Source organism: Pseudomonas sp. GW456-L12 (assembly GCF_059424045.1).
On sequence record NZ_JBWKZA010000008.1, the window covers coordinates 156,191 to 177,310 of the forward strand.

The window sequence follows — 21,120 nt, forward strand, 5'->3', positions numbered from 1 at the left end:
TATCGCGGGCAAGTCGGATCGCCGCCCGCTCGCTCCTACAGAACCCCGATCAGATCCACCCGCCCCACTGCAGCAGAAAGATCCCGATATTGGTGGTCACCGCCGCCATCAGCGTGGTGATGACGATGATTGCCGCCGCCAGCTCATGATTGCCATTGGCCGCCCGGGCCATGACAAAACTCGCCGCCGCGGTCGGGCTGCCGAAATACAGGAACAGAATCCCCAGTTCCGCCCCGCGGAATCCGCAGAGCCAGGCCCCCAGGGTGGCTAGGATCGGCAGGCCGACCATTTTCACCAGGCTCGAACTCAAGGCCAGGTCGCCGCTCTCGCGCAGCGCCGCCAGGGACAAGGTGCCGCCAATGCAGATCAAGGCCAGCGGCAGGGTCATCTGCGCCAGGTACTGGCCAGACGTCTCCAGCCAGGTCGGCAGGCCGATCTGGAACACGGCGAAAGGTGCTGCCGCCAGGACGCTGATGATCAGCGGGTTACTGACCACGCTTTTGCAGATGCTCCATGGATCGGACTTGATCACCGGGCTGTACACCGCCAGGACGATGGTCGACAGGGTGTTGTAGAACAGGATCACCAGCGCCGCGAGAATCGCCCCGAGGGAAATCCCGTAGTCGCCATACATGCTGGCCGCGAGCGCCAGGCCGATGACCCCGTTGTTGCCGCGAAAGGCGCCCTGGGTGTAGATGCCGCGGTCTTCCCGCGGGCAGCGCCAGATCGCCCAGCCCCAGGCGAAGGCAAAGCTGGCCAGGGTGGCCACGGCGAAATAGATCAGCAGCCCGGGCTTGAGCGCCGAATGCAGGTCGGCGTGGAGAATCCCGAGAAACAGCAGCGCCGGCATGGTGACGTTGAACACCAGGGCCGACGCCGTGTGGATAAAACCGTCGTTGATCCAGCCGATGCGCTTGAGCAGCACACCGAGAAACAACATGGCGAATACCGGCGCGGTGATATTCAGCGTTTCGAGAAAAATGGCCAGCATGCCGGGTCAACCTTGAGCCTGTCGTTAGGCGGCTAATGATAAGCCAGCCCGCGCGCTTAAGCCCGATGGATTTGTCTCTCGGCAACTTCAAAATCCGCGCCCGCTGCGCGGTCGTTCGCAGCCTGCGGCAGCGGCTACAGGGATTGCGGGGGCCGTCAGCTGTGGACTTGTCAGGTGATGGGGGCCGGATTGAACAAGGTGATGTCGTTGTGCAGCTTGTGCCGTTCGGCCCAGGTCTGCTGCTTGCCACTGGCCACGTCCAGGTAGAAGTGGAACAGCTCCCAGCCCAGCTCTTCGATACTCGCCCGCCCGGTGGCGATGCGCCCGGCGTCGATGTCGATCAGGTCCGGCCAGCGCTGGGCCAGTTCGGAGCGGGTCGAGACCTTGACCACCGGCGCCATCGCCAGCCCGTAAGGCGTGCCACGCCCGGTGGTGAACACATGCAGGTTCATCCCCGCCGCCAGCTGCAAGGTGCCGCAGACAAAGTCGCTGGCCGGCGTCGCGCAGAAGATCAGGCCCTTGCGGGTAAAACGCTCGCCCGGTCCCAGCACGCCGTTGATCGCGCTGCTGCCGGACTTGACGATGGAACCCAGGGACTTCTCGACGATGTTCGACAACCCGCCCTTCTTGTTGCCCGGCGTGGTATTGGCACTGCGGTCGGCCTCGCCCTTGGCCAGGTAACGGTCATACCAGTCCATCTCGCGCACCAGCTCCCGGGCCACTTCTGTGGATTCGGCGCGGGAGGTCAGCAGATAGATCGCGTCGCGCACCTCGGTGACTTCGGAAAACATCACTGTCGCGCCGGCCCGCAGCAACAGGTCCGAGGCATAGCCCAGGGCCGGGTTGGCGGTGATTCCGGAAAAGGCATCACTGCCACCACATTGCATACCGAGGACCAGCTCCGAGGCCGGCACGGTTTCCCGGCGCCGCTGATCGAGCTTCTGCAAACGTACCTCGGCCAGCTGCATGATCTGCTCGATCATCTCGGTAAAACCGTGGCTGGAGTCCTGCAGGCGGTACAACCAGGGCTCGCTGAGGTCCACCGAACTGTCGCCTTCATGCATCACCTGCCCGGCCTGCAACTTCTCGCAGCCCAGGCTGATCACCAGGGCTTCGCCCCCCAGGTTCGGGTTGCGCGCCAGGTTGCGCACGGTACGGATCGGGATATAGGCATCGGTGGCGGTGATCGCCACGCCGCAGCCATAGCTGTGGGTCAGCGCCACCACATCGTCGACATGGGGATACCTGGGCAGCAGTTCATCCTTGATGCGCCTGACCGCATGATCGAGCACCCCGGTCACGCATTGCACGGTGGTGGTGATCCCCAGAATGTTGCGCGTGCCGACCGTGCCGTCGGCATTGCGATAACCCTCGAAGGTAAAGCCGTCCAGGGGCGCCTGGGCCGCCGGCACTTCGGTAGCCAGCGGCAAGCTGTCCAGCGGCGGCGCGCTGGGCATGCGCAACTGCTCTTCCCTGACCCAGCTGCCGCGCAGGATCGGCTGCAAGGCATAACCGATGGCCTGGCCATAGCGGATCACCGGGCCACCTTCGGCGATATCCTCCAGCGCCACCTTGTGGCTCTGGGGGACGAAGTCCAGGGTCACCAGGCCGTCGGCGAACGCTGTGCCTGCCGGTACGCCCTGGTCATTGACCACAACCACCACATTGTCCCGCTCGTGCAGGCGGATATAGCGCGGCGAATCGGAATGTTCAATCAACTGCATGACGCCGCCCCTTCAGGAATGCGCTTGGGAAAGTTGGGTCAGCTCGGGGCCGTTGCTCGGCGGATCCTTGAGCACCACGCGCTTGATCGGGCCGACGATCACCAGGTAGCTGAACACTGCCAGCAGCGCGTTGCAGCCGACGAACACCAACGCCCATTTGAACGAGCCGGTGGAACTGATGATGTAGCCGATGACGATCGGCGTGGTGATCGACGCCAGGTTGCCGAAGGTGTTGAACAGGCCGCCGCTCAAGCCGGCGATCTGCTTCGGCGAAGTGTCGGACACCACCGCCCAGCCGAGCGCGCCCACGCCTTTGCCGAAGAACGCCAGGGCCATGAAGCCCACCACCATCCATTCGATGTCCACATAGTTGCAGGCCACGATGCTGCTGGAGACCAGCAGGCCGGCGATGATCGGCGCCTTGCGGGCGAAGGTCAGGGAATGCCCCTTGCGTAGCAGGTAGTCGGAAATCACCCCGCCAAGCACCCCACCGATAAAGCCGCAGATGGCCGGCAAGGAGGCGATGAAGCCAGCCTTGAGAATGGTCATGCCACGCTCCTGCACCAGGTACACCGGGAACCAGGTCAGGAAGAAGTAAGTGATGCCATTGATGCAGTACTGGCCCAGGTACACGCCGAGCATCATGCGGTTGGTCAGCAACTGGCGCAGGTAGTCCCATTTCGGGCCGTCGCTGCGTTTGCCTTTGCCGTCCTGGTCCATGTCGACCATGCCGCCGTTGTCGGCGATGTGCTTGAACTCGGCCTCGTTGATCAGCGGGTGCTGGCGTGGGCTGTAGATAACCTTGAGCCAGACCAGCGAGAAGACGATGCCGATCACCCCCATCACGATGAACACGTGCTGCCAGCCGAAGTGATAGACGATCCAGCCCATCAGCGGGGCGAACAGCACGGTGGCGAAATACTGCGCCGAGTTGAAGATCGCCGAAGCCGTACCGCGCTCAGCGGTGGGGAACCAGGCCGCGACAATCCGCGCGTTGCCGGGGAAGGACGGTGCCTCGGCCAGCCCCACCAGGAAGCGCAGCATGAACAGCGCCACCACCGCGGTGGAGACACCGAACTCACCGACATAACCCTGCAGCACGGTGAACAGCGACCAGGTGAAGATGCTCAGGGCATAGATTTTTTTCGAGCCGAAGCGGTCGAGCAGCCAGCCGCCGGGGATCTGCCCCGCTACATAAGCCCAACCGAATGCGGAGAAGATATAACCGAGGGTGACGGCGTCGATGCCGAGGTCTTTTTGCAGGCTGGAACCTGCGATGGCGATGGTGGCGCGGTCGGCATAGTTGATCGTGGTCACCAAAAACAGCATGAACAGGATCAGGTAGCGGACGCGAGTCGGCTTGGTCGCTTGCATATGGATGTACTCCCACTAGTTATTTTTATGCGGGTAAACATGCGTTTCATCGACCCCGCCGAGCCTCAGGCAACGGCTGGCGGGGGTACGGTGGGGCTTAGGATCCGATGTAGGAAGTCTTCACCACGGTGTAGAACTCCTGCGCGTAGCGACCTTGCTCGCGGGAACCATAGGATGAACCTTTGCGGCCACCAAAAGGTACGTGGTAATCGACGCCGGCCGTCGGCAGGTTGACCATGACCATCCCAGCCTGGGAGTGGCGCTTGAAGTGGTTGGCGTATTTCAGCGACGTGGTGGCGATGCCCGCCGACAGGCCGAACTCGGTGTCGTTGGCCATGGCCAGCGCCGCCTCGTAATCAGCCACCCGTACCACGTTGGCCACTGGGCCGAAGATCTCTTCGCGGCTGATGCGCATCGAGGCCTGGCTGTTGGCGAACAGGGTCGGCGCGAGGAAATAACCTTCGGTATCGCAGGTCACCAGGCCACCACCGCTGACCAGCCGCGCCCCTTCGGACTGGCCGATATCGATGTATTTCAAGTCCTGTTCGAGCTGCGCCTGGGACACCACCGGACCGATATCGGTGCCGGCCCGCAGCGCGTGGCCGACCTTGATCGAACCCATGCGTTCGGCCATCGCCGCGACGAACCGGTCGTGGATGCCCGCGGTGACGATCAGCCGGCTGGAAGCGGTGCAACGCTGCCCGGTGGAATAGAAGGCACTCTGTACCGCCAGCTCCACCGCCTGCTTGAGGTCGGCATCGTCGAGGATGATCTGCGGGTTCTTGCCGCCCATCTCCAGCTGCACCTTGGCCTGGCGCGAGACGCAGCTGACGGCGATCTGCCGGCCCACGCCCACGGAACCGGTGAAGCTGATGCCGTCGACTTTCGGGCTGTTGACCAGGGCATCGCCGACCAGCCGGCCGCTGCCCATCACCAGGTTGAACACCCCGGCCGGGAAGCCGGCGCGGGAGATGATTTCCGCCAGGGCCCAGGCACAGCCCGGCACCAGCTCGGCGGGCTTGAGCACCACGCAGTTGCCGTAGGCCAGGGCCGGGGCGATCTTCCACGCCGGGATGGCGATCGGGAAGTTCCACGGGGTGATCAGGCCGACTACGCCCAGGGCTTCGCGGGTTACTTCGACGTTGACCCCCGGACGCACTGACGGCAGGTAATCCCCCGACAGGCGCAGGCATTCGCCGGCAAAGAACTTGAAGATGTTACCGGCACGGGTCACCTCGCCGATGGCTTCGGGCAGGGTCTTGCCCTCCTCCCGGGCCAACAGGGTGCCGAGCTCTTCGCGACGGGCGAGGATCTCGCTGCCGACCTTGTCCAGGGCATCGCTACGCGCCTGGATACCGGAAGTCGACCAGGCCGGGAATGCATCGTGCGCCGCATCGATCGCGGCATGCACCTGAGCCAGGTCGGCCTTGGCGTATTCGCCAATGACATCGGACAACTCGGACGGGTTGATATTGGTCGAGTAGTCGGCACCGGCAAGCCATTGGCCACCAATGTAGTTATCGAAGCGTTTTACCTCTGCCACGCGCCCTCTCCTTACACAAAAGCCTTACGCAAAAGGCCGCTGATTGCTCAGCGGCCCCGGGGATGGATTACTGCGCGCCCTGGGCGTCGATCAACGCCGCCAGCGCTGCATATTCTTCCGGCAACAGGTCGGTCAACGGCGCCCGCACCGGGCCTGCGTCATGGCCGACGATGCGGGCTCCGGCCTTGACGATGCTCACGGCATAACCGGCCTTGCGGTTACGGATATCCAGGTAAGGCAGGAAGAAGTCGTCGATGATCTTGCCGACCGTGGCGTGATCTTCCCGGGCAATGGCGTGGTAGAAATCCATCGCGGTTTTCGGGATGAAGTTGAACACCGCCGAGGAATACACCGGCACGCCCAGGGCCTTGTAGGCCGCGGCGTAGACTTCGGCGGTCGGCAGGCCGCCCAGGTAGCTGAAGCGATCGCCGAGGCGGCGACGGATCGACACCATCAGCTCGATATCGCCCAGGCCGTCCTTGTAGCCGATCAGGTTCGGGCAGCGCTCGGCCAGGCGCTCCAGCAGCGGCGCGGTCAGGCGGCAGACGTTGCGGTTGTAGACCACCACACCGATCTTCACCGATTTGCACACCGCTTCCACATGAGCGGCGACCCCATCCTGGCTGGCTTCGGTCAGGTAGTGCGGCAGCAGCAACAGGCCCTTGGCCCCCAGGCGCTCGGCCTCCTGGGCGTATTCGATGGCCTGGCGGGTCGAGCCGCCGACGCCGGCCAGGATCGGCACGCTGGTGGCGCAGGTGTCGACCGCAGTCTTGATGATTTCCGAATATTCGCTGGCCGCCAGGGAGAAAAACTCACCGGTGCCGCCTGCCGCGAACAGCGCCGAGGCGCCGTATGGGGCCAGCCATTCCAGGCGCTTGATATAGCCCGCGCGATGGAAATCGCCCTGGGCGTTGAAATCGGTCACCGGGAAAGACAGCAGGCCGGAGGAGAGGATGGACTTCAGTTCTTGTGGATTCATTATTCGAACACCCTGGGACGCACATTGTGATGAAAAACACATCAGCCTTGGCCGAAGTTGTAAGTCATCGTACAACTTAAAAAACAATCGTCAACAGCAATTCGTCAGCCATCGCCAAAATACGTGGCAAAGAATACCTGCTTGACGAGTCAGGATTTTGCTTTATGCTCGCAATCAACTGTATATGCATACAGTTAATTTCTTGAAATACCTATGACATATCAAGGAGCTAGAAATGTCAGGTCTACACACTCAGCAGCGGGAACAGCTGCAGCACAAAAGCCAGGTCGTTGCCGATCTGGACAGCCTTTTCAGCGAACGCGGCATTGCCATTTCCGGTGATGGCGACCACCTGGTGCTGATCGCCGACGGTCATCACACCATCAAGTATCACCAGCCCGGGCTCCTCCCCGCGGCCCCTGGCAAAAACCTCAAGGCCCTGCCCCAGCTGCGTTTCGAGGGTGGCGAGCACACCGCCATCGGCGATGCCACCCTGTTGCGTTTCGTCAAGGGCGCCCCCGGCGTTCCGGCCTGGCAGGTGGAATTGCACCTGCCCAATGGCCTGGCCCTGACCTACGGCCAGGTGGTGGCGCTGGGCGGCGATTTCTACGGCATCCCCGACCAGCCGATCTGCGAAGGCGCGACGCCGGTGGATCGTTTGCAGCGTTTTACCGCCGCGTTCAACTCCCTCGCCGTGTTGCCGGCGGCCAAGGACGAGGCGAAACAGATTCTCGCGGTAATGCAGAAGGAAATCGCCGCCGCCAACCAGGCGCTCAAGGACGGCAGGCAACCTCACGAAGCCTATGACGCCCTGGGAGATACGTTGTCCGAAGAGTGGAACAAGATCACCGGCGGCGGCAGCTTCGCCTCGGCGCTGTTCCCCCTGGGTCGCTACCTGAAGCTGGCGGCCAACAATGCCGACCATTTCGGCGAGTGGGCGCTGCTGGCCTATATCGCCGGGCACACCGCGGCCCTGCAGCAGGCGGTGCTGGCGCACAAGAACGCCGACGAGAAGCAGTTGGAACTGGCCTACGCCATGAACGCCTTCGCCGATCACTTCCTCACCGACCTGTTCTCCGCCGGCCATGTACGGGTACCGCGCAAGCAACTGGCGGCGGTGGTCACGCCGAGCGACCTCGGTTCGCTGATCACCCGCTTCATGCACGACGAGGACAGCAAGTTCGGCCTCAACGTCAGCAACGCCCAGGGCGACCGCTGGCATGCCTATGGCGACAAGCGTTATTTCGACACCCTCGACAGCAACAACCGCAAGCAGGTCAAGTTGGCCGTGCAACGCTCGGCGGACGAAATCTTCGAAAGCTACCTCAGCGGTGCGGCCCCGACGCCCGGCAACTTCACGGCGCTGAAGCTGTTGCCGGACCTGAACGCGGCGAAGAGCGGCAACTTTTCACCGCTGTTCGTGATGCAGGGCGACAAGGTGCTGCGACGCAGCGACGTGAACAACCTCAACGACACCAAGACCATCGACAACTGGTGGGGCTGGAGCACCTACCTGCTGCTCAAGGACTACAAGCCCAACAAGCCGGCGGGCTACCTGGAAGCGCCGACGCTTGCCCCGAGCATCCAGGCCGATGGCTGGCAGACCCAGACACCCAGCGAACCCAACTGGCTGCCCGGCAATGCCGTGCGTTATGCCTTCAGCTACACCAACGGTTTGAACGAGTCGTACATCGGCCCATGGTCCGCCTACGCCGAACTGAGCGAGCGCTTCCAGCCGACCCTGAATGTGCCGGTGGATACCGGCGGCGGTTCCAGCGGACGCAACATTTTCCGCCAGTTCCGCGGTGGCTCGCCGGAGCTGATCGCCTCGATCGACAAGGCCGCCACCACTTACATCGACCGCAATGCCTGATAAGGACATCGACATGGCTATCAATCTGACTCTAGAACTGGCCTCGGGCCAATCCCTGCAGGGCGCGCCCCTGGAACTGCTGGTCAACGGCGCTCCCGTCGCACGGGCAACCGTCGACCAGCAAGGGCATGTGACCTTCAATGCCAAACCCGGCGCCGGGCAACTGGCCGTGAGGGTGGATCGCTCGATTCTCAAAAACCGCTAAAAGCATCGCGAGCAAGCTTCGCTCCTACAGGGTCACCTCCCCTCTCTGTAGGAGCGAGCTTGCTCGCGATAAGAAGCCAAGGGCGACGCAATAACCGCCCCAACCGCATTACCCGCGCTGCGCCTCTGCCTCTTCATGGGCATGGCGCAGCCGTTCGCGGCTGTTGGTCAGGTGCAGACGCATGGCCGCCCGGGCCGCGTCCGAATCCTGGCGGGCAATGGCTTCATAGATTTCTTCATGCTCGCGGCTCAGGCGGCTCATGTAGTGCTGCTGATCGTCGTGAGCCAGGCGTGCCGAATTCAGGCGGGTGCGCGGAATGATGCTGGTTCCCAGGTGGGTCATGATGTCGGTGAAATAGCGGTTGCCCGTAGCCAGGGCAATCTGCAGGTGGAACTGGAAATCCGAGGCCACCGCATCGCTGTCGTGGGCCGCGCTTTCATTGAGGGCATCCAGCGCCGCCCGCATCGCCGCCAGTTGCTCGCTGCTGCGCCGCTGCGCGGCCAGCCCGGCCGACTCCACTTCCAGGCTGATGCGCAGTTCCAGGATCGCCAGCACATCGCGCAAGGTCACCACGGTCGCCGGATCGATCCTGAAGCCGCTCGGGCTCGGCGTGTCGAGCACAAAGGTGCCGATACCGTGGCGGGTTTCCACCTGGCCGGCGGCCTGCAAGCGGGAAATGGCTTCGCGTACCACGGTCCGGCTGACGCCATGGGCCTCCATGATCGCCGACTCGGTGGGCAACTTGTCACCGCGCTTGAGCTGACCGTCGCGAATCTGCTCCGACAGCACGGTCACCAGCTCCTGGGCGAGGCTACGGCGCTTGCGTGGAAGGCGGGGCGCCGTGTTCTGGTTGTCCATGGTGAAGTTCTTTCTCCGAAAACTGATGACGCATCATAGCTCAGCCGGGTTGTACGATCACTGTTGACTACACCGTCACCGCCTGGTCGACCAGATGCCCGCGCTCGATGCGGATGTGCCGCGGGTGGAAACGCTTGAGGCTGCTGCGATGCCCGACGCTGACAATGCTCAGCCCCGGCAACTGGTCGATCAGCGCCTGGTACAGGGTCGCCTCGTCTTCTTCATCCATGGCCGAGGTGGCCTCATCCATGTACAGCCATTGCGGCGCATAGAGCAACGCACGGGCAAAGGCCAGGCGCTGCTGCTCGCCCGGGGACAACATGCGCTGCCAGTGGTTGCTCTCGTCCAGGCGAGACACCAGGTGCGGCAACCGGCAGGTTTCCAGCACCTGCACGTAACGCTCCTGCGGGTAGGTGTCGCCCGACTGTGGATAACTCAAGGCTTCGCGCAGGCTGCCGATCGGCAGGTAAGGCTTTTGCGGCAGGAACAGATAACGCTCGGCTGGCATGCGAATGCTGCCGTGACCGGCCGGCCAGAGCCGCCCCATCGCCCGCAGCAGGGTACTTTTGCCACTGCCGGAACGGCCGCTGAGCATCAGGCGCTCACCGGGAGTCACGGTCATCTCGGCACCGGCCAGCAGGTGCCGGCCGTCCGCCAGGTCCAGGCCAAGGTTATGCACCTGCAGGGTTTCACCCTGGCTCTGCACGTCGATGGCTGGCGCGCGTTCTTCGTTTTCGCTCATGGCCTGGCGGAAGCTCAGCAGCCGGTCGCAGGTGGCGCGCCATGCCGCGAGCTCGGAATAGGCGGTGATGAACCAGCTGAAGTTCTCCTGGACGTTGCCGAATGCCGAGTTGATCTGCATCAGCTCGCCCAGTTCGATCTTGCCCGTCAGGTAACGCGGGGCCGCGACGATGAAGGGGAAAATGATCGCGATCTGGCCGTAGCCCGAGGTGAAGAAGGTCAGGCGCTTGGACACTTTCATGATGTCCCAGAAGTTGTGCCAGACCATGCCGAAGCGAGCGCTGAGGCGTTTGTTCTCATTCGGCTCGCCATCATACAGGGCAATGCTCTCGGCGTTCTCCCGCACCCGCACCATGGAAAAACGCAGGTCCGCCTCGAAACGTTGCTGGTTGTTGTTCAAGCCAATCAGGCGTCGACCGATCAAGTGGGTCAGCCAGCTGCCGACGGCGGCGTACACCAGGGCGCACCAGAACATGTAGCCGGGAATGGTGTAGCCGAAGACTTCGATACTGCCCGACACGCCCCACAGGATGATCGAGAACGACACCAGGCTGACTACGGTACGCAGCAAGCCCAGGGCGAGCCCCAGGGTATTGCTGGTGAAGCTGTTGAGGTCTTCGGAAATCCGCTGGTCCGGGTTATCGGTGTAGCCGCCCTGCTCCAGCTGGTAGTAGTTCTTGTGGCCCAGCCAGCGGGCGAAGTGTTTTTCCGTGAGCCAGGCCCGCCAGCGGATGGTCAGCATCTGGGTCAGGTAGAGCCGGTAGACCGCGGCCAGGATGGCCACCGCGGCAATTCCGCAGAAATACAGGATCAGCTGCCAGAACGCCGCCTCGTCCTTCTTTTGCAGGGCGTTGTAGAAATCCTTGTACCAGCTGTTGATCCACACCGAGATCGCCACGCTGAATAGGGTCAGGGCCACCACCGCGAACAGCAGCAACCAGGCCTTGCCCTTCTCTTCACTGCGCCAGTAAGGCGTAGTCATTTCCCAGACACGACGGAAAAACTGCCCGCGCACAGCATCGTTGACCGCGGAATACTCAGCGTTCTGATTCATCATCAAGGCTCGATTGGGATAGGGACAAGCATCGAGCCGATCATAGAGGATCGGCTCGTTTTTTCACTTGTCCTGAGGACATTCGTTCAGTCGCGGTTCAGCGACGAACCGGGCGCTTCTGCAACTTGCGTTGCAGCGTTCGACGGTGCATGCCCAGGGCGCGGGCAGTGGCGGAGATGTTGCCTTCGTGTTCGGTCAGCACCCGCTGGATGTGCTCCCATTGCAGGCGGTCCACCGACATCGGGTTTTCCGGCACCAGGGTGTCGAGGTCGGCGTGCTCGGAGAGCAACGCGGCCAGTACGTCGTCGGCGTCGGCCGGTTTGCACAGGTAGTTGCAGGCGCCGCGCTTGATCGCTTCGACCGCGGTGGCGATGCTCGAATAACCGGTGAGGATCACCACGCGCATTTCCGGATCGAGCTCAAGCAGCTTGGGCAGCAGCACCAGGCCGGAGTCGCCGTCCATCTTCAGGTCCAGCGCGGCGAAGTCCGGCAGGTCCTGCTGGGCGAGGGCCAGGCCTTCCTCGGCGGAACCCGCGGTGCTGACGCGAAAGCCGCGACGGCTCATGGCTCGCGCCATCACCCGGGTGAAGGTGGCGTCGTCATCCACCAGCAACAGATGCGGCAGTTCTTCGCCTTCGACTTGGATTTCGTCACTCATGTTGGTCTCCTCGGGCGCCGTGGGGCAGGCGCAGCTCGGTGAGCGTGCCGCCTTCCTCATGACTGTAGAGTTTCACTGAGCCGCCGGCGCGTGTCACGCTGGCTTTGCTCAAAAACAGGCCCAGGCCGAAACCTTTGCCCTTGGTGGTAAAAAACGGTTTGCCGATCTGCTCGGCGATGGCCAGCGGCACACCGGCGCCGTGGTCACGAATACTGATGGTCAGGTTCTCGGCGTCCCAATCCAGCTGGACTTCCAGCCCTTCCGGACAAGCATCGGCTGCATTGTTCAGCAGGTTGAGCAACGCCTGGGTCAGGTCTGGCGGCGGCGCCAGCCGCGGCATCGTGCCCTTGCCCAGCAATTGGAAGCGGTAGCTGGCTTCGGGGCGCATCAGGTGCCAGCGGTTCAGCGCTTCGTCGAGCCAGACGGTGACATCCTGCATCTCCACCGCCAGCCGGCGGTTGGCCTCGGCGGCGCGTACCAGTTGCTGCAGGGTTTCCTTGCACAGTTTGACCTGGTCCTGGAGCACGCCCAGGTCATCTTGCAGCATTGGGTCGAGGTGGTCCTGGCGCATTTCCTTGAGCAGCACGCTCATGGTCGCCAGGGGCGTTCCCAACTCGTGGGCGGCACCAGCGGCCTGGGTCGCGACAGCCAGCAACTGCTGGTCGCGCAGGCCCTCTTCGCGGCGGATCGCCCGCAGCTCCTCCTGCCGCCGCAGTTCCTCGGCCATTCTCGCGGCGAAGAAGGTGATCACCGCCGCGGCCAGGGCGAAGCTCAGCCACATCCCGTAGATCTGCAGGTTCTCCCGGGCGATGGGGAAAGTCTGCAGCGGGTAGAACTGCGCCAGCAGCAAGGTGTACATGGTCAGCGCGATACCGGAAAGGACCACCGAATAGCGCCATGGCAAGGTCACGGCGGCGATGGTCAGCGGCACCAGGTAATAGGAGACGAAGGGGTTGGTCGAACCGCCAGAGAAATACAGCAGGGCGCTGTGGATAAACAAATCACAAGCCAGTTGCACGGCATATTCCAGCTCGGTGACCGGCCACGAGGTGCGCAGGCGAATGGCGGTGAAGGCGCAGAGGATCAGCGACAGGCCCAGGGTGACGGCCAGTTGCAGCCAGGGCAGCGGCAACAGGTCGAACCAGTAGGCGAGCCCCACCGAGCCGGCCTGAGCGGCCAGAACCAGGATGCGGATGAAAGTCAGACGCCAGAGGTTCTGGCGAGTGGCGGAAAGCAGTTGTACGGGGGCGAGCATGAGCTCTCCTGATGAGCGCTCCAGGCGGATCGCGACGAGTATAACCAAGCAGCGGCCCGGACAGGCAAAACTGCGGCAAACCGCCACAGTCTTGGGCAATGGCCAATCGCGGGCAAGCCTTGCCTGCAAAAACACCACCTGCCTGTAGGAGCGAGGCTTGCCCGCGATAGAGCGCAAAGCGCTCGCCATCCCCATCTCAGAGTCCGGCCCGAGAACAGATTACGACTGCTGCGCAGTCGAGCGCAGGCTTCGCCAGCGGCTACAAAAACCTCCGTAGTTGGCGTTGGGTAATAGATGTATAGAAGTTGTTAACGGGCCGAACCAGACAATAAAAGCTAGAGTCTGATGGTTTCACGCAGGCTGGGACCCAATACCTGCGGACCGCACTCAAGGAGTTTTCATGCATACATTCAGTCGCAGCGCCGCCCTTCTCGCCCTCAGCGCCGGCACCCTCGCCAGCCTGCCGGCCCTGGCCGCCGATGAGCTTCATTACAACCAGATCTCCCTGCGCGCCGAAGTCAGTCAGGAAGTGGCCCGCGACCTGATGATCGTCACCCTCTACAGCGAATCGCAGAACGCCGACCCGGCCAAGCTCGCCGCGGAAATCACCACCACCATGAACAAGGCCCTGGGCCAGGCACGCCAGGTCAAGGACATCACCTTGCGCCAGGGCAGCCGCAACAGCTACCCGATCTACGACACCAAGGGCCAGAAGATCACCGGCTGGCGCGAGCGCGCCGAACTGCGCCTGGAAAGCTCGGACTTCGCCGCGCTGTCCAAGCTCACCGGCGAACTGCTGACCGACCTGAAGATGGGCGGGATGGATTTCGCCATCGCCGACCCGACCCGCAAGGCCAGCGAAGACAAACTGCTCAAGGAAGCGGTCGATGCCTTCAAGGCTCGTGCACAGCTGACCACCGAAGCGCTGGGCGGCAAGGGCTACAAGATCGTCAACCTGAACCTCAACAGCAACGGTTATCCACAACCGTATCTGCGCGGGCCGGTGATGATGAAAGCCGCGGGCATGGATGCGGCGCCGGTCACTCCGGAAGTCGAGGCCGGCACCAGCCAGGTCAGCATGACCGCCGATGGCTCGATCGAAGTCCTGATGCCGTAACGTTTTCCCTGCCCGTCCCCAAAAAAACGGCGGTGACCTCCAGCACCAATGAGGTTACCGCGTTTTTTTTGCTACCCACTGTTTCAACCCAGCCTGAGGGACTCGCCCTTTTTTGGAATAGAGGGGGTGAACTCGGCCACATCGGTGATGCTAAAGTTACGGCCCCCGGTATGGCGCCTATCAGACGTCATTGACGTCCACCGGGTATACTGCGCCTTTCCTATAAGAGTCTCTCCAATGACCGCAGACCGCATCGGCGAACGCCTGCGTCGCTATCGCCGCGCCGCCAAGAAAACCCTGCGCCAGATCGCCAGCGAATCCGGCCTGACCGCCAGTTTCCTCTCCCAGGCGGAACGCAATCTCACCGGCGTCTCGATCTCCTCCCTGGTCAACATTGCCAAGTCTCTGAACGTTCCGCTGAACGCCCTATTCGACCAGCCGACCCAGGCACAACCCGACTCCCACGACGGCAAGCGGGTGCGCTACACCATCGAAGGCCAGCCCCTGGCCTACGAGCGGCTGTCCAGTTCCTTTCCCGGCAACCTGATCAACGCGGTGAAGATGAACATACCGGTGGGCTACCAGTCGGAACTGATTTCCCATGATGGCGCCGAGTTCTCCTACGTTCTTTCGGGGCAAATTGTCTACACCATCGAGGGGCAGCAGTATCCCCTCGGCGCCGGCGACTCGGTGCACTTCGACTCGACCAAACCTCACTACCTGGCTAACGCCGGCAACGGCCCGGCAGAAGTATTGACCGTCACGACCATGGGCCTGTTCGACGACCATTCAGCGGCCTGAACCCGCCCCGTGGCCGCCTGCGCAACCTCACAGACACCCCGCGCGCAAGAGAAATGTTAGTCACGCTTAATTTTCGTTGACCACGATTTCAGCATGACTTAATTTCGGCATCGGCGAATCGTCAATCACCCCCACAACAAAGCGATCGCCATCGCCGCACAGGGTCCATGGGGCTGCATCCACTCCCCATAGAAGGCGAGTTGCCCCGGCCCACAAGGCCAATCCTCAGATACGCCCTAGAAAAAGAAAAAATGAGGTTTGCATGCGTAAGACCTTTCCGCTCCAGGTTTGGCAGACAGCGAGGCTGATCCTCGGCATCCCACTGTCGCACGCCACCCGCAACCTCCACAGTGACAACTTCACTGCGAGCCACAATGTCAACGCCGCCGACGATGTGCTGTGCACCCGCCATCGCCTGCAAGGTCCCGGGCATCCGTTCTCCACGGCCTCCCTCACCAAGCCGTCCTACTTCATCCGCTCAACCCAATGCGCCAAACACTTGCGCCAGGCAGGCAAGGACAGGCGGCTCAACCAGAAGCCGGTCGACACCCGCCCCAGCGACGCACCAAGCGGAGGCACGACTCGCTCCGGATGCCCCGCAAGAAGGCAACCCATGCACCAGAAAAAACCAGCGCACACGGTCAAATGCGCCAATATTTATACAAATGCGTCATTCCTGTACGTTCGTTCCACTCCTTGATACTTGTGACGGCCCCGCATCTTGCATTGGGTATGGGGCCTGCATAAGTATCGGCGGGTCGACTCATAAGGTCGCCCTCTACACCAAAAATGACAACAAATCATGAGGCAACCATGTTCAAACAAGCAGTCATTCCGCTTTTAGTCAGCGCCGGCTTGCTCGCCAGCGCACCCTTCGCCCAGGCGGCGACTAACCTGGTGTTCTGCTCCGAAGGGAGCCCGGCCGGTTTCGACCCAGGCCAGTACACCACCGGAACCGACTTCGACGCCTCAGCAGAAACCCTGTTCAACCGCCTCAGCCAGTTTGAGCGTGGCGGCACCGCCGTCATTCCTGGCCTGGCGACCAGTTGGGACATTTCCGACGATGGCCTGACCTACACCTTCCATCTGCGCGATGGGGTGAAGTTCCACACCACGCCGTATTTCAAGCCGACTCGTGATTTCAACGCCGACGACGTGCTCTTCACGTTCAACCGCATGCTCGACAAGGACATGCCGTTCCGCAAGGCGTACCCCACCGAATTCCCTTACTTCACCGACATGGGGATGGACACCAACATCACCAAGGTCGAGAAAGTCGACGACAAGACCGTCAAGTTCACCCTGAAAACCGTAGACGCCGCGTTCATCCAGAACCTGGCGATGAGCTTCGCCTCCATCCAGTCCGCCGAGTACGCCGACCAGTTGCTCAAGGAAGGCAAGCCGGGCGACATCAACCAGAAGCCGATCGGCACCGGGCCGTTCGTGTTCAAGAGCTACCAGAAAGACTCCAACATCCGTTACACCGGCAACAAGGAGTACTGGAAGCCTGAAGACGTGAAGATCGACAACCTGATCTTCGCCATCACCACCGACCCGTCGGTACGTATCCAGAAGCTGAAAAAGAACGAATGCCAGGTCACCCTGTTCCCGCGCCCGGCCGACCTCAAGGCCCTGGGCGAGGACAAGACCCTCAAGCTGCCGCAGCAAGCCGGCTTCAACCTCGGCTACATCGCCTACAACGTGATGCCTGTGCTCAAGGGCCGCACCGACGCCAACCCGCTGGCCGACCTCAAGGTCCGCCAGGCGCTGGACATGGCGGTGAACAAGCAGCAGATCATCGACTCGGTCTACCAGGGCGCGGGCCAGCTGGCGGTCAACGCCATGCCACCGACCCAGTGGTCCTATGACGACACCATCAAGGATGCCAAGTACGACCCCGAGAAAGCCAAGGCGCTGCTCAAGGAAGCCGGCATCAAGGAAGGCACCCAGATCACCCTGTGGGCCATGCCGGTGCAGCGTCCGTACAACCCGAACGCCAAGCTGATGGCTGAAATGCTGCAGTCCGACTGGGCGAAGATCGGCCTGAAGGTCAACATCGTCAGCTACGAATGGGGCGAATACATCAAGCGCTCCAAGGGTGGCGAGAACCAGGCGATGATCATCGGCTGGAGCGGCGACAATGGTGACCCGGACAACTGGCTCGGCACCCTGTTCGGCTGCGACGCCATGAACGGCAACAACTTCTCCAAATGGTGCGACAAGCCGTACGACGCACTGATCAAGCAAGCCAAGGCCACCCCGGACGTGGCCAAACGCACCGAGCTGTACAAGCAGGCGCAACACCTCCTCAAAGACCAGGTCCCGATGACACCTATCGCCCACTCGACGGTGTTCCAACCCATGCGCGCCAACGTGCAGGACTTCAAGATCAGCCCCTTTGGCCTGAACTCGTTCTACGGCGTCAGCATCAGCAAATAAGGGTCTGCAACGGCGACGTCAGCTGACGTCGCCGTTGCCTTACCTGCCAGGACTGCCGGAACTCGAACGCTCTTCCTCTTGCTGCGCCCCATCGTGGTGAGTACGGGCATTTCGGAAGTTCCTTACATGTCTTTCAGGCTCTTTGGCATTTACTACCCATGCGGCGACCCCTACCGTCAAAGCATGGAGTGGTGCATCCATTGCCCGGCATTTGCTGCAAGCGAGACTTGGGATCAATGACATGACCGCCTCCGGATGGGGTGACTGCTCATCGATCAAAACAATAAAAAGGAAGAGGGATCGTCATGCGTCATTCCCTGGTTTTATCCGCCCTGCTGGGCACCGGCCTGTTGACCGCAACCTCCGCCAGCCTGGCGGCCGGCAACAGCCTGGTGTTCTGCTCCGAAGGCAGCCCGGCCGGTTTCGACACCGCGCAATACACCACCGCCACCGACAACGACGCGGCAGAGCCGCTGTACAACCGCCTGGCGGAGTTCGAAAAAGGCGCGACCAATGTGGTGCCGGGCCTGGCCACCCGCTGGGATATTTCCGCGGACGGCCTGCAATACACTTTCCATCTGCGCGAAGGGGTGAAGTTCCATACCACGCCGTACTTCAAGCCGACGCGTGATTTCAACGCCGACGACGTGCTCTTCACCTTCAACCGCATGCTCGATCCCGAGCAGCCCTTCCGCAAGGCCTACCCCACCGAGTTTCCCTACTTCAACGGGATGAGCCTGAACAAGAACATCGCCAAGGTCGAGAAGACCGGGCCGTTGACCGTGGTGATGACCCTGAACTCGGTGGACGCCGCGTTCATCCAGAACATCGCCATGAGCTTCGCCGCGATTCTCTCGGCCGAATATGCCGACCAGTTGCTCAAGGCCGGCAAACCCAGCGACATCAACCAGAAGCCGATCGGCACCGGGCCGTTCGTGTTCAAGAGCTACCAGAAAGACTCGAACATCCGCTACACCGCCAACAAGCAGTACTGGGACCCGAGCCGGGTCAAGCTCGACCAGCTGATTTTCGCCATCAACACCGATGCCTCGGTGCGCGTGCAGAAGCTCAAGGCCGGCGAATGCCAGATCACCCTGCATCCGCGGCCGGCCGATGTCGAAGCGCTGAAAAAAGACCCGAAACTGCAACTGATCGAAAAGCCCGGCTTCAACCTCGGCTACATCGCCTACAACGTTCGCCACAAGCCCTTCGACCAGCTCGAAGTGCGCCAGGCGCTGGACATGGCGGTGAACAAGCAGGGCATCCTCAACGCCGTGTACCAGGGCGCCGGCCAGCTGGCGGTCAACGCCATGCCGCCGACCCAGTGGTCCTACGACACCAGCATCAAGGACGCCGCCTACAACCCGCAAAAGGCCCGTGAGCTGCTCAAGGCCGCCGGGGTCAAGGAAGGCACGGAAATCACCCTCTGGGCCATGCCCGTGCAACGTCCCTACAACCCCAACGCCAAGCTGATGGCCGAAATGCTCCAGTCCGACTGGGGCAAGATCGGCCTGAAAGTGAAGATCGTCAGCTACGAGTGGGGCGAGTACATCAAGCGCACCAAGAATGGCGAGCACGACATCAGCCTGATCGGCTGGACCGGCGACAACGGTGACCCGGACAACTGGCTCGGCACCCTGTACAGCTGCGACGCCATTGGCGGCAACAACTACTCCATGTGGTGCGACCCGCAGTACGACAAGCTGATCAAGCAGGCCAAGATCGTCACCGATCGCGAACAGCGCACGGTGCTCTACCAACAGGCCCAGCAGTTGCTCAAGCAGCAGGTACCGATCACCCCGGTCGCCCACTCGACGGTCAACCAGCCGTTGAGCGCCAAAGTCGAAGGATTCAAGGTCAGCCCCTTCGGCCGCAACGTGTTCTCGGGCGTCAGCATCGACCAATAAATGATTAGCCAGGCCGCTGGGGGCGATATTCGCCCCCACGCAAATCTGTTGCCTGAATTCGGCGATCAAGCCTCATGCAAACGTTTGCGATGCCTTGAATGAGTTGTAAAGCAAAAGCCGGTCAACCCAAAAAGACCGGCATAAAAATAAAGAAAGCAAAGGAGCTTCACCCATGAAACCGAGCAACACCGCGTTACTGGCCCTGGCCATCAGCAGCATCACGGCCATGGCCCATGCGGAAAGCGTGAGTCAGGAATTCGTTCCGACCGAACTGAACGGCACCAGCGCCCAGGCGGAGGCCAAGGGCTTCGTCGAAGGCCAGAGCCTGTCAGGCACGACCCGCAACTGGTACGCCAACGAGCTGAAGCGTCGTGACGACCGCTTCTCCTACAACCACAACGGCCAGCCGACTTCGACCCCACGCCGGATCAACTGGGTCCAGGGCACCATCCTCAACTACAGCTCGGGCTTCACCGAAGGTACTGTCGGGGTCAGCACCGAGGTGGCCGCCTACAACGCCATCGCGCTGGATCGTGACCGCAAGGACATCGCCGGCAAGAACAACCGTACCCTGACCCACTCCGACGGCGACGCTGTCGGCCAGTGGAGCAAACTGGGCCTGGCCAACGTCAAGTTCCGCGTCTCCAACACCACCCTGACCGCCGGTCGCCAGAACTTCAGCACGCCGATCGTCGACGTCATCGGCAACCGTGCCCTGCCTTCGAGTTTCGAAGGTGTGAGCCTGCACAGCGAAGAGTTCAACAACCTGTCGTTCGATCTGGCCGGTTTCGATCGCGTTTCGCCGCGTACCGAACAGAGCCTGTCGAAATTCCGCACCGAGTATTCCGCCACCGGCGTGGAAACCGACAAGGTCTACACCGCAGGTGTGAACTACCAGCCGTTCAAGAGCCTGAAAACCAGCCTGTATGGCGCCAATGTCAAAGACTTCTGGAACCAGTACTACTTCGGCGCCACCCACGAGCTGGGTGACAGCCAGGTATTGAGCCTGACCACCGGCCTGAACTACTACAAGACCGTCGACGAAGGTAAGAAGTTGATGGGCGAGATCGACAACGACACCTACTCGCTGTCGCTCGGCCTGACTCACCAGGCCCACAGCCTGACCTTCTCCTACCAGCAAGTGAACGGTAACGAGTACTTCGACTACCTGCATGAAACCAACGGTATCTACCTGGCCAACTCCCTGCTCTCGGACTTCAACGGCCCGAACGAGAAGTCCTTCCAGATCGCCTACGGTCTGAACATGGCCGAATACGGCGTGCCAGGCCTGAAGTTCAACATCTACTCGGCACGCGGCTGGGGCATCGACGGTACCCATTACCGCGGCACCGCCTACACCGATCCAGGCGCCCAGCGCGGCGACCTGAGCCTGATGGATGGCGAAACCCACTACGAATACGGTATTGGCGCGTCTTATGCAGTCCAGAGCGGTCCGCTGAAGGCAACCGCGATCCGGGCGACCTACACTACCCACCGCGCCAGCGAAAACCAGGCCGACGGCAACATCAACGAGTTCCGCCTGGTCACCACCATCCCGTTCAAGATTCTCTAAAAAACACATCGGCTGGTTGGCGAATTCA

General features: G+C 61.9%; 17 protein-coding genes. 8 read left to right on the forward strand and 9 right to left on the reverse strand.

From position 1 onward, the window contains the following. Positions 1-49: 49 nt before the first annotated feature. The 5 genes from AC07Y9_RS13090 to kdgD form a co-directional block, all read right to left on the reverse strand. Positions 50-991, reverse strand: a complete 942-nt coding sequence (locus AC07Y9_RS13090; RefSeq protein ID WP_007929928.1) for an AEC family transporter — start codon at positions 989-991, stop codon at positions 50-52. A gap of 170 nt (positions 992-1,161) precedes the next feature. Continuing rightward, on the reverse strand, positions 1,162-2,715 hold the full coding sequence (gene garD, locus AC07Y9_RS13095; protein WP_102678640.1) for a galactarate dehydratase: 1,554 nt from the start codon (positions 2,713-2,715) through the stop codon (positions 1,162-1,164). A 12-nt stretch (positions 2,716-2,727) separates the two neighbouring features. Next, positions 2,728-4,089, reverse strand: coding sequence for an MFS transporter (locus AC07Y9_RS13100; protein WP_007929934.1), 1,362 nt, complete (start codon positions 4,087-4,089; stop codon positions 2,728-2,730). Between the two features lie 97 nt (positions 4,090-4,186). Next, positions 4,187-5,632: an aldehyde dehydrogenase family protein gene (locus tag AC07Y9_RS13105; protein WP_102678641.1), complete on the reverse strand. Its 1,446-nt coding sequence runs from the start codon at positions 5,630-5,632 to the stop codon at positions 4,187-4,189. Between the two features lie 67 nt (positions 5,633-5,699). Continuing rightward, a complete protein-coding gene (gene kdgD / locus AC07Y9_RS13110; RefSeq protein WP_007929937.1) occupies positions 5,700-6,611 on the reverse strand; it encodes a 5-dehydro-4-deoxyglucarate dehydratase in 912 nt (303 codons plus the stop codon). A 235-nt stretch (positions 6,612-6,846) separates the two neighbouring features. Here kdgD and AC07Y9_RS13115 point away from each other — a divergent pair, with 235 nt between their 5' ends. Continuing rightward, positions 6,847-8,484, forward strand: coding sequence for a phospholipase (locus tag AC07Y9_RS13115; protein ID WP_102678642.1), 1,638 nt, complete (start codon positions 6,847-6,849; stop codon positions 8,482-8,484). A 13-nt stretch (positions 8,485-8,497) separates the two neighbouring features. Next, positions 8,498-8,689 carry a hypothetical protein gene (locus tag AC07Y9_RS13120; RefSeq protein WP_009042169.1) on the forward strand — a complete coding sequence of 64 codons (192 nt, stop codon included), beginning with the start codon at positions 8,498-8,500 and terminating at the stop codon, positions 8,687-8,689. A 108-nt stretch (positions 8,690-8,797) separates the two neighbouring features. On the opposite strand, the gene AC07Y9_RS13125 is transcribed toward AC07Y9_RS13120, so the two are convergent. The 4 genes from AC07Y9_RS13125 to AC07Y9_RS13140 form a co-directional block, all read right to left on the reverse strand. Next, the gene (locus tag AC07Y9_RS13125; RefSeq protein ID WP_007927044.1) at positions 8,798-9,547 is read right to left on the reverse strand and encodes a FadR/GntR family transcriptional regulator; all 750 of its coding nucleotides are present in this window, start codon (positions 9,545-9,547) and stop codon (positions 8,798-8,800) included. A 67-nt stretch (positions 9,548-9,614) separates the two neighbouring features. After that, positions 9,615-11,342 carry an ABC transporter ATP-binding protein/permease gene (locus tag AC07Y9_RS13130; RefSeq protein WP_102678692.1) on the reverse strand — a complete coding sequence of 576 codons (1,728 nt, stop codon included), beginning with the start codon at positions 11,340-11,342 and terminating at the stop codon, positions 9,615-9,617. A 97-nt stretch (positions 11,343-11,439) separates the two neighbouring features. Beyond that, the gene (locus AC07Y9_RS13135) at positions 11,440-12,000 is read right to left on the reverse strand and encodes a response regulator transcription factor (protein WP_009046975.1); all 561 of its coding nucleotides are present in this window, start codon (positions 11,998-12,000) and stop codon (positions 11,440-11,442) included. Then, on the reverse strand, positions 11,993-13,255 hold the full coding sequence (locus tag AC07Y9_RS13140; RefSeq protein WP_007927040.1) for an ATP-binding protein: 1,263 nt from the start codon (positions 13,253-13,255) through the stop codon (positions 11,993-11,995). The genes AC07Y9_RS13135 and AC07Y9_RS13140 overlap by 8 nt, the downstream gene beginning before the upstream one ends. Positions 13,256-13,655: 400 nt before the next feature. Here AC07Y9_RS13140 and AC07Y9_RS13145 point away from each other — a divergent pair, with 400 nt between their 5' ends. The 6 genes from AC07Y9_RS13145 (at position 13,656) to AC07Y9_RS13170 (ending at position 21,092) form a co-directional block, all read left to right on the forward strand. Further along, positions 13,656-14,372 (forward strand): SIMPL domain-containing protein, encoded by a 717-nt coding sequence (locus tag AC07Y9_RS13145; RefSeq protein ID WP_007927039.1) that lies wholly within the window; start codon positions 13,656-13,658, stop codon positions 14,370-14,372. A 237-nt stretch (positions 14,373-14,609) separates the two neighbouring features. After that, a complete protein-coding gene (locus AC07Y9_RS13150) occupies positions 14,610-15,173 on the forward strand; it encodes a cupin domain-containing protein (protein WP_007927037.1) in 564 nt (187 codons plus the stop codon). Between the two features lie 262 nt (positions 15,174-15,435). Next, a complete protein-coding gene (locus AC07Y9_RS13155; protein WP_087091240.1) occupies positions 15,436-15,873 on the forward strand; it encodes a hypothetical protein in 438 nt (145 codons plus the stop codon). A 113-nt stretch (positions 15,874-15,986) separates the two neighbouring features. Continuing rightward, entirely contained in the window at positions 15,987-17,612 is a 1,626-nt protein-coding gene (locus AC07Y9_RS13160; RefSeq protein ID WP_087091239.1) for an ABC transporter substrate-binding protein, read from the forward strand. Between the two features lie 305 nt (positions 17,613-17,917). After that, a complete protein-coding gene (locus AC07Y9_RS13165) occupies positions 17,918-19,519 on the forward strand; it encodes an ABC transporter substrate-binding protein (protein ID WP_053259634.1) in 1,602 nt (533 codons plus the stop codon). Between the two features lie 172 nt (positions 19,520-19,691). Beyond that, complete coding sequence (locus tag AC07Y9_RS13170) at positions 19,692-21,092, forward strand: OprD family porin (RefSeq protein ID WP_053259633.1); 1,401 nt, start codon at positions 19,692-19,694, stop codon at positions 21,090-21,092. The last annotated feature ends 28 nt before the right edge of the window (positions 21,093-21,120 follow it).